This is a genomic window from Paratractidigestivibacter sp. (genome assembly GCF_963660155.1).
In the GTDB taxonomy this organism is placed as follows: Bacteria; Actinomycetota; Coriobacteriia; order Coriobacteriales; family Atopobiaceae; genus Paratractidigestivibacter.
The window spans coordinates 118722-133590 of the sequence record NZ_CAVKWG010000040.1; the positions used below are offsets into that span (position 1 = coordinate 118722).

The window sequence follows — 14869 nt, forward strand, 5'->3', positions numbered from 1 at the left end:
GATTCGCGCGAGATATTGCGCAGTTGTCTCTAGTATACATACCTCTGGGTATAGGTTTTGCCGTCGCCGACGTAGGCGGTTGTCCCCCCCGCTGCGAACGTGAGGTCGATGCGTGACCAGGTGCGCGACTGCACGTCGAAGGACGCCGAGGTCCAGGTCCCGTCGATGTAAACGTTGATCCAGGCATGGTAGATGCCGTCGGGGCTCACGGTGCCGGTGACGATTTGCGTGGGGATGCCCTGGCTGCGCAGCATGGCCGCGCCAAGGGAGGCGTAGTCGAAGCAGATGCCGGAGCCGTCTGCGAGGGTCTCGTCAGGGTCGGGCACGTAGCCGGAGGAGTCCCTGAGCTCAGCTGCCTTGGCATCGTCGTAGGAGATGTTCTCGACGACGTAGGTGCAGATTGCGGCAAGGGCCTCGCCTTGGTTGGCGGCGTCGGCCACGAGCTCGCGGGCGCGCGCGACGCAGGCGGAGTCAGCGTCGTAGTCGCAGTTGACGTTGGGACGCAGGTAGGGCGCGAACTCGTCGGTTAGATCGACCTCGGTCTCGGCGCGGGCGAGCTCGACGTAGCTGTTGCCCGAGGTGTTCTGCATTACGCGGAAGGTGTAGGTGCCGTTTCCGAAGGTTAGGGGGGCAATTATGGGCTCTCCGGTCTCGGGGACGTTGTAGGTCTGGGTGGAATCGCCCATGACGACCAGCAGCTTTATACGCGAGGAAGACACGGAGCTGGCGCCCACGTAGCCGTCGGCGACGTGGGAGATGTCGATGAGGGCGCCGTTTTGGCCGGTGGCCGCGGAGGCGTCGAAGGCCGAGTCGGCGGGCAGCTCGGAGGCCGGCGAGAAGGACGCGCCGGAGGTCGATTCTGCGGAGGCTGCGGCGCCGCCCGAGGCGCCGCAAGCGGTGAGCGCGACCGTGATTGCGGCCGTGAGCAGGCATTTCGCGAGTATGTTAGCGCGACGAGTCATACTGACTCGAGTATAGCGCGGCCCGCGCGGCCCGCCAGCCGCGACCGCCGCGGCCGGCAAGCGGGGCCGCGGCGCGAGTACGCCTTGCGCGACAAAAACGGGGATGGCGGCAGTTTTCGGCGTACAGCCCAAGTAGTCGAATTTTGGACAACTCATCTACCTGCGGTTTTGTTGTGCGCAAAGAGTGGCCTACTTTGAAGGTCCTCGAGGAACTGCCGCCATCCCCGATTTTTTGCAGCCGGTCCTGCCCGGATGGCCTGCCAGTGGTGACTGGCTCGGCTGGCACGCGAGCCTGCGCCGCGAGTACGATGCCGAGTCGTGAGGCCTTCGATTTAAAACTGCCGATACTGTGCCAGCCGTGCCCGTCTCCAATGGGCCCCAGGACAAATGGTGCCGACTCACCGCAAAAGGACTGAAATTATGCGGTTTAGCTGGGATAATGCCGGTTGCTAGAATAATGCCTGCTCAGGGCAGTTGTTCCGTGCAAAGTCGCAGGTAAAAGGCGTGCGGTTGCGTGATTCTCGGTCGACCTGCGAGGCCTGTAACTAACGGCTGGATCACAGCGTCGCGAGCGCGCCTCGCTTTGCGGGCGAGCCAGCCGGGCTCGGGGCCCGTGGCAGCGCCCCTCGCCCGAAGATCCCCGCCGCTTCAGGCGCGCGTCGGGTATAATCGGTGGCGACAGGGGGTTCAGGCCCTCCTGTTTGGTAAGGCTATTGTGGGCATCGCCCGGGGAACAGCCGCCGTGCAGGGCGGCTGTTCCCGTTTAGCGGGCGAGCCCACGTTCGATCAGAGCTTACTTACGGCGAAGCAAGATGATGATCGCGCAGACCGCGAGGAGCGCGGTGAGCGCGACGATGAAACACGTGAGATCGTCCACGGGTTACCTCCTATCCGCCTGATGGACTCGGAGGGCGCCGCCTGTCGTCTGGAACAATTTTACCGTATTTGTGTGGTGCTTAGCACGCTGACCTGCGGAAACTCGTCCGCCCTTGGCGTGCGGGCGGTGGCGCCCGGCAGTTTGCGGTTGCGGCCATGCCGCGGGGCCGCGAACGGCGGAAAGCGGGCGCACGGCGGGGCCTAGATGTGGCGGGCCGCGGGGTGGGTCGACACAACCTGTCGGTGTCTCCAAAGAAGCCTGAAATGGCATCCTAAAAAGTTGGATTAACCTGCAGATTTTATTCACAAGACTCTGAATGTAGACCCCTCCTCTCCAAGTTGGTATAAATAAAAAGATACTTATGGTCTAAAGGGCCGCGCTCTGCCTACACGGCATGTTTTCGCAGGTAGAGCGCTTGGCTCATGGGGCCATGAAGAATGATCTGTAGTTGCGGGGACGCCCGCAGCGGGCTGATTGAGGTGGAACCATGAGCACGAACCAGTTGAAGAACAGCCAGAAGAAGCGTGCGGGAGAGGCGTCGATCGGCCGCAAGGTCGCATCCGCGGTCCTTTCCGCGCTGCTCGTCTGCTCCCTTGTTCCGACCGGCGCTACCACGGCCATGGCCGATGAGCTCGAGGAGGCCGCGGCTGCCGCCGAGGCCCAGGCTCAGGCCGAGGCCGAAGCCGCCGCGCAGGCTGAGGCTGAGGCCGCCGCTCAGGCGGAAGCCGAAGCTCAGGCCCAGGCTGAGGCGGAAGCCGAGGCTGCCGCCGCCGCCGAGGCGAAGGCCGCCGCAGAGGCGCAAGCCGCCGCAGAGGCTGCGGCCCAGGCAGAGGCCGAAGCTGCTGCCGCGGAGCAGGCCGCCCGCGAGCAGGCCGAGCGCGAGGCCGCAGCCGCAGCAGCCGCCGAGGCCGAGGCCAGCAAGCAGGTCGACGTCTGGCTCGACTTCCCCAACGCCTACATTACCTACAACAACCAGAACGTCGCGGAGCCCAGCACGCACGTGACCGTCCTGGCTCGTGAGGACTTCAAGTTCACCGCCACCGCAAACAACGGCTACGACCTCGAGCACGTCAAGGTCGTCGTCGACGGCGCCGAGAACGAGATCTGGCCAGACGCCGACGGCATCTATACCATCGGTTCCTCCGACGTGGCCAAGTCGCCCACCGTCAAGCTCGAGGCCGTTGAGCACAAGGACGAGGAGCAGGCTGACGAGTCCGCTTCCGAGAGCAACACCGCCGACGCCATCGACGGCTCCACCGTCATCGGGGGCGAGGGCACCGGCTCTCAGAATACCGACGAGAACAACGGCGCCGTCGAGGGCGACACCACCGCGCCTGAGGGCACCGTCTCCGAGACCGACCAGAACGCTGACGACCAGAACGCTGATTCAGGCTCCAAGCCCGACGACCAGAACGCCGGCACCGGCGACGAGAAGGCCGACGGCACCACCGACGGCACCGCCGCCGACGGCATGACCGAAGCGACCGACGCCGACAAGAACGACGCCGACTCCATCGTCGCTCCCGAGGGCGCCCCGCAGACCCAGTCCTCCAGCAACCTCTTTGGCTGGATTGCCAACATCTTCAGTGGCCGCAGATCATCGATCTTCAGCGCCTTTGATTCCAGCAAGAACGTCGCGGTCGACGCGTCCATCACGCTGAACGGCACCTCCGAGGGCGGCAGCTACGACAACCACGCTTGGGACGTTGCCGACGCCGCTGTCGCCACCGTGACCAAGGGCGCCGACGGCAAGTCCGCCACCGTCACGGGCATCAAGGTCGGCACTACCACCGTCACGCACACCTACTATAAGTATGAGAGCGACGAGTGGGTCAAGACCTCCGAGGACTTCACCGTAACGGTCTTCGAGGCCGCTGTTTCTAACGACGGCATTGCGACCATCGGTCTCTGGGACGACGACACCGAGGAGTCCGGCGACATTGATACCCTCCAGATCACCGGCGAAGGCACCGTGACCATTGGCAACACCACAACGCTGGGCACCAATGCAACGGGCTCCACCGTTACCTGGACCTCCTCTGACGACTCTGTGGCAACCGTCTCCAACGGCACCGTGACCGGCGTCAAGCGCGGCGCCGCGACCATCACCGCCAACTGCACCGTCAACGGCAAGGACCTCCAGGCCACCAAGACCGTGTACGTCCAAGAGGCCGGCGGAAACACTGCCACCTTCGTTCCGACCATTAGCAACGCTGACGTCGTGTACTTTAACTGGCACGACGTTTCCGATGCGAGCGACGTCACTTTATACCCCGTGAGCGGCGGCTCGCTCTCCGTCCCCAACTACACGAACTCCTCTTCTAGGGGTTATATCGTCTTCTTTGTTAAGCCGCACGCGAACCACCTGTTCACCGGCCTCAACGCCGATGGTCAAGGCGACTACTACGTGGTCGGCTCCGGCAACTACGGCAACATTGCGGACTACCCTGACCTTAACAAAGTGGTCGCCGCCGCACAGGCCGCCGGCTACGTTGGCATGTTCGGCTATCGCCGTTCAGAGGGCGGCAACGTCGTCAACGCGGAATTTACCGTTAACTGCAAGAAGCCCAGCTTGACCATTTCTGCCGTTAGCAACAAGACCACCGGCGTTTCCGTTGGCGATACTCTTGAGTTCACCGTGACCATTACTCCGCAGGCCGTGAATAAGGCCACTGTTTCCGGCGTTGTTGTCAACTCCGCCACTATCAATGGTAAGTCCGTCGAGGTCGGCGACCTATCCGGCTCCGAGAACGGTGTTTACACCGGCAAAGTGAGCTATACCGTTACTGAGGCTGACGTCGCCGCTGGTGCTGTGTCGCTGAGGGTCAACGCTTCTGCTAATTACAATACAGGCGTCGAGTTTTCCGGCGGCGCGATCGTCAGTACCACATCCGCCGTTGCCAACGATACGAATTGCGCCTGCTACTTTGCCGAAAAGAAGGACGTCACGTATATCTTCACGTCCGGCACGACGGATAAGACCCTTCCTTCGGAAGTCACGACACTTCTCCCCTCCGATTCCGTGAAATACACCCCCGGCGTGAATGTTACGGCCAACAACGTGTCTTCGACAAAGGTAAACGTCGCTGGTGGCTATTGGACCTGGAAGGGCTGGGACAGCAGTACCAAGACTATGACCAAAGACGGAATCGTGTTTACCGGCACCTGGGAGTTCACTCAGAACGTCGAGGAGTACACCGTTCACTACTACTGGAACGGGACGACTGAGCCTCTGGCGAACGACAAGACCGGCACGGGCTCGTATGGTCAGGTTGTTACTGAGAACCCGGCTAATATTGCGGGGTGCACCGTTGTGTCTGCTGACGCGCAGACCATCGAGCTTGATGACGACTCTAGCAAGAACGTCATCACGTTCTACTATCGCAAGAATGTGACGCTGACGGCTAACTCCAGCACTGTGACCTATAACGGCGGGGAGCAGAGCGTTACGGGTTACAGCTCTAGCATCGAGGGCGTCGAGTTTGATGGTGTGACGACGACTGGCGGTAAGGGCACCAATGCGGGTACTTATACTCACAGCTTCGCCGGAGGCACGACCGACAAGCCGAGCTCGGACGACAAGTACATCGTTACGGCTGCCGATGATGGTCAGCTGGTCATTAACCCCGTCACCGACGAAGTGACCATCAAGGTTACCGGCCACAAGGGCGGCAATACCTACACCGGCAAGGTTCAGACTGTTTCCGGCTACGACTTCGGTGATTTGCCCACCGGCATTGCTGCGACCGATATTAAGTTCAGCGGAACCGATAGCGTTTCGGGCACCAACGCCGGCACGTACCGCATGGGCTTGGATGCCAGGCAGTTCGCCTACACCGGCGGCAACTACACTAACGTCAAGTTCGACGTGACCGACGGCGAGCTCGCCATTGCTCAGAAGGACCTCACGCTGAAGTCGAAGGACCTGAGCAAGGAATACGATGGCACCGCCCTTACTAATAATGGTGCGGCGCTTGAAACCGAAGAAGGCTGGGTTGATGGCGAAGGCGCAACCTATACCTTCACCGGCAGCCAGACGCTCGTGAACTCCAGCGCCAATGCGTTCACGTATGTTGCCAACAGCGGCACCAACCTGAGCAACTACAACATCGCCAAGACCGAAGGTCAACTGACGGTCACCGATCGTACGAGCAAGTACGAAGTTACCGTTACGGCTGTTTCCGACACCAAGACTTACAACGGCGAAGATCAGTCTGTGTCCGGCGTGACGGGTACCACCTACACCAACGACAAGGGTGCCACCTTCACCATCGAGGGCCTTTCCGCCAGCGTTACCGGCAAAGATGCCACCACTTACGACAACAAGGTAACGGGCACCGCGGTCGTGAAGGATGCCAACGGTAACGACGTCACCAATCAGTTCAAGGTGAACACCGTCGACGGCACGCTTACGATTAATAAGGCTACGGTTAGGCTGGAGTCCCAGAGCTTGACCAAGGAGTACGACGGCCAAGATCTGGTTAACGGCGAAACCGCGCTGAAGACCAACACCGGCTTTGTTGCCGGCCAGGACGTCGACGTTACCTTCACGGGTGCGCAGAATGCTCCCGGCTCCAGCGACAACAGCTTTATTTGGACAGCCAAGCAGGGCACCAACCTGGATAACTACGATGTCGATGCCGTGTTCGGTACGCTGACCGTGACGTCGCGTGGCGCTACGAAGGAAATTGCGGTTGAGGCCAACTCCGACACCGTTATCTACGACGGCAATGCGCACACCGTTTCCGGCCTGAAGGGTGCGGCCGCTGACGGCAGCATCAAGGTGAACGTCGAGGGTGCCGAGTACACTGTTACCGGCCTTTCCACGTACGGCGCCACGGGCACCGACGCCAAGGAATACGCCAACAACGTGTACGGCACGTACAAGGTGACCGACGCCAAGGGCAACGACGTTACCTCCGAGTTCAAGGTCGTTCCCACCGACGGCAAGCTGACCATCAACAAGAAGGACGTTACGCTGAAGTCGGCCGACCTCAGCAAGGATTACGACGGCTCCGCGCTCGTCAACGGCGACACTGCTCTTGCGACCAACGAAGGCTTCGTCGAGGGCCAGGGCATTACCGCCACGTTCACCGGCAGCCAGACCGAGGTTGGCAGCTCCGCCAATGCGTTCAGCTATACGGCCAACGAGGGCACCAACCTGGACAACTACAACATTACTAAGACCGAGGGCACGCTGACCATTAACCAGAGCAGCGCCAAGGTCGTTGTGACCATCGTCGGCAACACCGATTCGCAGAAGTACAGCGGCTCCGAGCAGAAGGTGACCGGGTACAGGGTGACCGGCATTACCATCAACGACGAGGCCACCTCGCTGTTTACCGAGAACGACATCCAGTTCACGGGCAGCGCGACTGCTGCTGGCACCAATGCGGGTACCACCGCGATGGGCCTGGCTGCCGATCAGTTCAGCAGCACGAGCTCGCGCTTCAGCGCTGAGAACGTGACCTTCAACGTGACCGACGGCTCCATGACCATCACCCCGCGTGAGGTTACGCTGACTTCCGGCTCCGCCGAGAAGACCTACGACGGCACTGCGCTGACCAACGGCAACGTGACCGTCACTGGCGACGGCTTCGTGGCCGGCCAGGGCGCAACCTACAACGTGACCGGCACTATCACCAACGCCGGCAGCGTTGCCAACGCCTTCGAGTACACGCTTGCCGAGGGCACCACTGCCGCCAACTACACCATTTCCAAGGCCGAGGGTTCGCTGAAGGTTAAGGCGGTTGGCGATGCAATCGTCGTGACCATTACCGGCAACAGCGGCCTGGACAACATCTATGACGGCACGGCCAAGACGGCCGAAGGCTATACCGTCTCCATCAGTGGCGACACCTCCGGCAAGTTCACCGAGGCCCTGGTCAAGTTCGGCGGCACCGCCAAGGTAGAGAAGACCGACGCAGGCACCTACGCAATGGGTCTTGCCGCCGGCCAGTTCTCCAACGCCGACGCGACTAACTTCCCGAACGTGACCTTCAAGGTCAACGACGGCAAGCTCAAGATTGCCAAGGCCACCGTCACGCTCAAGTCCGCCGACCTGAGCAAGACCTACGATGGCAAGGCGCTCACCAATGGTGAGGCCAAGCTTGCCACCGAGACCGGCTTCGCCAAGGGCGAGGGTGCCACCTACACCTTCTCCGGCACCCAGACGGTTGTGGGCTCCAGCGCCAACGCCTTCACCTACACGCTGAACGAGGGCACCAAGGCCAAGAACTATGAAATCTCTAAGTCTGAGGGCACCCTGACCGTCACTAGCCGTGACGCCAAGTACGAGGTGACCGTCAAGGCCAACTCCGCCACCGCCACCTATGACGGCCAGGCGCACGAGGCCAAGGGCGTCGAGAGCTACGAGTTCACGGTCGATGGCAACAAGTACACCGTCTCCGGCCTGACCACCGAGGATCCCTCTAAGACCGACGCCGGCACCTACACCAACAACGTCATCGGCACGCCAGTCGTGACGGATGCCGCCGACAACGTTGTTACCAACGAGTTCCAGGTTAAGACCGAAAACGGCACGCTGACCATCAACAAGGCTGCTGTCACGCTGAAGTCCGCTTCCGCCGAGAAGGCCTATGACGGCACCGAGCTGACTAAGCACGAGATGGATACCATCTCCGGCTTCGCCAAGGGTGAGGGCGTCGACGTCACCTACACCGGCACCATCACCAACGTTGGTACCGCGGCCAACGGCTATACCTACGCTGCGCAGGCCGGCACCAACCTGGATAACTACACCATTACGCAGCTGTACGGCGAGCTCAAGGTGACCGTCAACGCTGAAGAGGTCACGGTGACCATCACCGGCAACACCGACAGCAAGAAGTACAACGGCGCCGAGCAGAGCGTTTCCGGCTACACCGTGAGCATCAGCAACGAGCTCTACACCACGGGCGACTTCAGCGCTCCGGCGCAGAGCGCAGCCGTGGCCAGGGGCGCCGATGCTTCTGACACGGCCTACACCATGGGCCTGGCCGAGACTCAGTTCGTCAACACGAGCGCGAACTTCAGCAACGTGAAGTTCGTCGTGAACGACGGTAGCCTCACCATTAACAAGCTCGACGTGACGCTCACGTCCGAGGGCGGCGAGAAGGCCTATGACGGCACCGCGCTCACCAAGCCCAACGTGACCTACGCCGACGGCAGCGACAGGTTTGTGGCCGGCGAGGTCACCAACCTCAAGGCTAATGGCTCCGTTATCAACAATGGCGAAGAGGCCACTAACTACATTACCTACGACCACGGCGCTAACTACAAGGAATCCAACTACAACGTGACCTTCGACCAGGGCACGTTGAAGATCACCGCTGGCACCATCGATGCCGACGCCGTGAATTGGAACAGGCAGGATGTCCAGAAGGTTTATGACGGCACCGCGCTGGCGGCCTATACGGCAACCGCTACCGACAAGTTCGGCAATGCGCTGACCGTTGAGTACCAGAAGTCCGACGGTTCTTGGACCACCAACCCCGCCGACATCACCATTACCCACTACGGTTCTACCGAGGTCCAGCTGCGCGCGACTGGCAGCAACTACGCTTCCGGCCAGTACACCACCAGATCCGAGCGGATTGCCATCACGGCTCGCCCCGTGACCTTCACCTCCGCGAGTGACAGCAAGACCTACGATGGCAACGCCCTGACCAACGACAAGGTGACCGTCTCGGCCAACGGCCAAGGCGCGGGCTTCGTCGAGGGCGAGGGCGCGAGCTTCAAAGTAACCGGCACCCAGACGGCGGTCGGCACCTCCAAGAACGCCTTCACCTACAGCTTCAACCAGGGTACGAACGCCAACGACTACACGGTGAAGACGGTTGAAGGCGACCTTACCGTCACCAGCCGCGGCGCAACCGAGACCATCACGGTCAAGTCGAACGGCGGCACGGCTACCTACGACGGCCAGGCTCACTCCGCCGCCGGCTTCGAGACGCTGACCTTCGAAGTCGGCGGCAAGACCTACACGGTTTCTGGCCTGACGACCTCCAATCCGTCCGCGACCGACGCCGGCAACTACGAGAACTCCATTACCGGAACCGCGGTCGTCAAGGACGCCGACGGCAACGACGTCTCCTCCGAGTTCAAGGTCGTGCCACAGGCCGGCAGCCTGACCATCGGCGCGCGCCCGGTGACCATCGTTTCCGGCAGCGCTTCGAAGGCGTATAACGGCGATGCTCTTACCGAGCACAGCTGGAGCTACGCCGAGGGCAGCGAGCAGTTCGTTGGCTCGGACGCCAACAAGCTGCAGCTCAGCTATACCGGCACCATCACAAACGTCGGCACCGCAGCAAACACCTTTACCTACAATGGTTTCGCCGAGGGCGCGACGGCCTCCAACTACAGCGTGACCACGCAGAACGGCACGCTGGAGATCATGGCCGGAACCATCGACGTCAACAGCGTTAATTGGGGCACGCGGTCCGAGCAGAAGGCCTACGACGGCACCCCGCTCCAGGCCTATGCAGCCACCGCAACCGATGGGCACGGCAACAAGCTGACCGTCGAGTACAGCACCGACGGTGAGAACTGGACGACTGACCCGAGCGCCATTACCCTGACCCACTCCGGTTCTACCGAGGTCAAGCTGCGCGCGACCGGCAGCAACTACGCCACGGGGGAGTACGCGACCAGTTCTGAGACACTCACTATCACCAAGCGCCTGGTCACCTTCACCTCCGCGACCGCCGATAAGGTCTACGACGGCAAGGCCCTGACCAACGACACCGTTACGGTCACCGCCACGGGCGAGGGCGTCGGCTTCATTGCCGGCGAGGGCGTTTCCTTCAACGTGACCGGCAGCCAGACCGAGGCTGGCTCGAGCAGCAACGCCTTCACGTACGTGCTGAATGACGGCACCTCCGCCGGTGACTACCAGATCGACGTTGTGCCTGGCACCCTGACCGTGAACCCCGTGGCCAGCAAGGTCACCGTGACCATCACGGGCAACAAGACCAGCGACACCTACGACGCTACGGCCAAGACCGCCGAGGGCTACGAGGTCTCCATCTCCGATGCTTCGGGTCTCTATACCGATGGCAACTTCGCGTTTAACGGTATCGCCAAGGTTGAGAAGACTGACGCTGGCACCTACCCGATGGGCCTGAGCAGCAGCCAATTCGCTAATATCAGCGGCAACTTCACCGACGTCGAGTTCGTCGTGACCGACGGCGAGCTTGCCATTGCCAAGCGCGAGGTCGAGCTGACCTCCGCTACCGCCAGCAAGGAGTACGACGGCACGGCTCTGACGGACAGCACAGTGAGCGTCACCAAGGGCAGATTCGTCGAGGGTCACGGCTTTACCGCAGACGTCACGGGCACGCAGACGCTCGTCGGTACCAGCGACAACGCCTTCACCTATAGCCTCACCGGTGGCGCCACCGAGGGCGACAACGGCAACTACGTCATCACCGCCAAGACCGGCACGCTGACCGTTGCTGACCGTACTCAGGGCATCGACCTTACCGTCACGGGCAACTCCGGCACCGAGACTTATGACGGCACGCAGAAGTCCGTGGGCGGCATCGCCCAAACCGAGTACACCGTCAACGGCGTCAAGTACATCATTACTGCAACTACGGGCGTTTCCGGCACCGATGCAGGCGAGTATGCCAACAACGTCACGAACATCGTCGTGACCGATGCAAGCGGCAACGACGTCACCAAGCAGTTCAAGATCACTCCGGTTGCGGGCACGCTCACCATTAACAAGGCCACCGTTACGCTGACGTCCGCTACCGGCTCGCGCGAGTATAACGGCCAGCCTCTGACCAACGGCAACGTGACCGCCGAGGGCTTCGCCAAGGGCGAGGGCGCGAGCTACAACGTCGCCGGCACCATCACGGACGCCGGTACCGTCGACAACGCCTTCACCTACACGCTGAACATCGGCACCAAGGCCGAGAACTACAACATCACCCAGAACGTGGGCAAGCTCACGGTTTCGCCCATTGCCGATGCGGTCAAGGTGACCATTACAGGCAACTCCGACACCAAGGCTTACAACGGTGTCGAGCAGAAGGTGACCGGGTACACCTTCAGCGCCGATAACGCTCTGTATACACAGAACGACTTCAAGTCCTCGGGCGACGCGACCGCCAAGGGCACTAACGTCGGCACCTACAACATGGGCCTCGACGCCGGCCAGTTCAGCAACATCAACACCAATAACTTCAGCAAGGTCGAGTTCACCGTCGACGATGGCTCGCTGGTCATCGAGCCCGGCAAGATCAACGTCGACAAGGTCACCTGGAACAAGCAGGACGTCCAGAAGGCCTACGACGGCACCCCGCTCCAGGCCTATACCGTGAGCGCGACCGACGAGTTCGGCAACGCACTGACCGTCGAGTACAGCACCGATGGCCAGAACTGGACGAAGGACCCGAGCGCCATCACCCTGACGCACTACGGCTCGACCAATGTCCAACTGCGCGCGACCGGCGGCAACTACGCCACAGGGGAGTTCGCGACCAGCTCAGAGACCATCGCTATCAACAAGCGCCTGGTCACCTTCACCTCCGCGACCGCCGATAAGGTGTACGACGCCGAGGCCCTGACCAACGACACCATTACGGTCACCGCCACGGGCGAGGGCGTCGGCTTCATTGCCGGCGAGGGCGTTTCCTTCAACGTTACCGGCAGCCAGACCGAGGCCGGCCAGTCGAAGAACACCTACGACTACAGCTTCAACAACGGCACCTCCGCCGACGACTATTGGGTGACCAAGAACGAGGGCACCCTCACCGTCACGCAGTCTGAGGCCGAGGTGGTCGTGACCATCGCCGAGAACTCCGGTACCGCGGTCTATGACGGCACCGAGCACAGCGTTTCCGGCTACACCGTAAAGAAGATCTCGAACGACCTGTACAAGGACACCGACTTCAGCTTCGGCGGCACCGCCTCCGTCTCCGGCACCAACGCTGGCGCGTACGAGATGCAGCTCGAGGCCAGCGACTTCACGAACAACAACACGAACTTCAAGTCCGTCACCTTCGTCGTCGAGGACGGCCAGCTTATCGTCTCGAAGCGCGACGTCGAGCTGAGCTCCGGCAGTCAGGAGTTCACCTACACCGGTGAGGCCCAGACGCTGCCCGCCGCCACCGGCTGGGAGCAGAGCGGCGATAAGGGCTTCGTCAACGGCGAGGTCTTGGACGTCCACGCTTCCGGTTCCGTCACGAACGTGGGCGACATCGCGGCCAACACGGTAGTGTGGGCCAACGGCGCCAACTTCAACGCCGACAACTACAACATCACGCGCAACGAGGGCACGCTGAGCGTTAAGGCCAAGAGCATCGTCCCGGGCGAGGGCAGCACTATGAGCGTTGAGGCTCCCGCCAACGTGAAGTACAACGGCACGAGCCAGCAGCAGAAGCCGGTCGTCAAGGACGGCGACAAGACCCTGGTCGAGGGCGAGGACTACACGCTCACCTACACCGCCGACACCACCAACGCCGGCACCGTCACCGTGACCATCACCGGTAAGGGCAACTACACCGGCAGCACCACGACGACGTACCAGATCACCGCCCGCAGCGTGACCCTGACTTCCGAGGGTGCCGAAAAGGCCTACGACGGCACCGCGCTGACGAACAGCACCGTCACCGTCACCGGCGATGGCTTCTTGGCCGGCGAGGTCTCCGACATCACCGCCACTGGCTCCATCACCAACGTGGGTACCGCGACCAACACCATTACTTACACGCCAAGCGACAAGTTCAGCCCGAAGAACTACAACATCACTACGGCTGAGGGCACGCTCTCCGTTACCGCCAGCACCGCCGAGGTCACCGTGACCATCGCCGGTAACACCGGTACCTACACATATGACGGCGCCGAGCACACCGTGACCGGCTACACCGTGAAGAGCATCAGCGGCAACCTGTACAAGAACGCCGACTTCGCGCTGGCCGAGGGCGTCACCGCCTCCGTGTCCTGCACCGACGCCGGCACCGCCAACATGGGCCTTGCCGCCGAGAGCTTCGTCAACCAGAACCAGAACTTCTCCAACGTGACGTTCGTCGTGACCGACGGCTCCATCACCATCAACCAGCAGTCCATTAACCCGGACGACAAGGCTTACTCCGGTGTGATCGTCGGCACCCTGAGCAACGTCATGTATGACGGCACCGAGCACCGCCAGGCCCCGACCGCCACAAAGGCCGACGGCACCGCGCTTACCGAGGGCACCGACTACGCCCTTGAGTACAGCGCCGACCTGACCAACGCCGGCGACGTTGTCGTCGTCGTCAATGGCGCCGGCAACTACACCGGCACCGTCTACGTTGGCTACAAGATCACGAAGCGCCCGGTGTATGTCTCGAGCGAGACCGCGTCCAAGACCTACGACGGCACTGCGCTCACCAGGCCCGATGTGACCGTTGACGAGACCGCCGGCAAGTACGGCTTCGTTGAGGGCGACGTCACCTCCAACACCGCCACCGGCTCCGTGACCACCGTGGCCGACGGCACCAAGACCAACACCATCGAGGTCGCCTTCGCCGACGGCAAGGCCGCCAACTATGACCTCCACAAGACCGAGGGCACGCTCAGCATCGTCGCCAAGAACGTCACCGACAGCGGCATGAGCGTTGAGAAGCCCGGCGACGTGACCTACAACGGCCAGAGCCAGCAGCAGAAGCCGGTCGTCAAGGACGGCGAAAAGACCCTCACCGAGGGCGAGGACTACACCCTTACCTACACCGAGGACACCACCAACGCCGGCCAGGTCACCGTGACCATTACCGGCACCGGCAACTACTCCGGCACCACCACTACTACCTACCAGATCAACAAGGCCGCCCTCACCGTGACCACCCCGGACGCGACCAAGGTCTACGACGGCGACGCCCTCACCGCCGCCGGCAGCATCGACGGCTTCGTCAACGGCGAGACCGCGACCTTCACCACCACCGGCGCGCAGACCAAGGTCGGCTCCAGCCAGAACACCTACACCATTGACTGGACCGGCTCCGCCAAGGAGGGCAACTACAGGCTCGTCTCCGAGAGCGTCGGC

The 14869-nt window shown here is 61.9% G+C and carries 2 protein-coding genes; one reads left to right on the forward strand and one right to left on the reverse strand.

Annotated elements, in window-relative coordinates:
* Positions 1 to 29: 29 nt before the first annotated feature.
* Positions 30 to 962: a transglutaminase-like domain-containing protein gene (locus tag U5709_RS07935; protein WP_321971356.1), complete on the reverse strand. Its 933-nt coding sequence runs from the start codon at positions 960 to 962 to the stop codon at positions 30 to 32.
* A 1364-nt stretch (positions 963 to 2326) separates the two neighbouring features.
* Here U5709_RS07935 and U5709_RS07940 point away from each other — a divergent pair.
* Positions 2327 to 14869, forward strand: a 12543-nt coding sequence (locus U5709_RS07940; protein WP_321973152.1) for an SHIRT domain-containing protein, incomplete at its 3' end; no start/stop codon positions are given.